1 protein-coding gene is annotated in these 289 nt (G+C 46.0%); it reads right to left on the bottom strand.

The window, feature by feature from the left end; genetic code table 11:
- Positions 1-34: 34 nt before the first annotated feature.
- On the bottom strand, positions 35-289 hold a 255-nt coding region (locus AC6CDK_RS17860), incomplete at its 5' end, for a hypothetical protein (RefSeq protein ID WP_496639966.1).

The raw sequence follows: 289 nt of genomic DNA, 5'->3' as shown, positions 1-289 counted from the left end.
GCCCCGGAAGATCTCTCCGAATGTATCCGGCGCCTCAGTCTTGATCGCAACGCACTCTGGTCTTAGGGCAATTCCGTCCTTCACCTTGATCGCTCCAATCATCTGGTGTGCGTAAAGCTACTCCATGAATCATTAATGACTTTTTAGCTTGACTAAAGAAATTCACTTGAGTAGAATCCGGTTCTACTTTTGGGTAGACGGTAAAGTGTTCAGTAGCGTTGATGTTATGGCAAATGGGGCAACAGCGCTGTTTCCTTAAGCTACAGACGTCGCTGTAAACAACAAAACA

The organism is Geobacter sp. PheSNFMC, from assembly GCF_059620965.1.
This window is presented reverse-complemented; position numbering and strand designations above follow the sequence as displayed.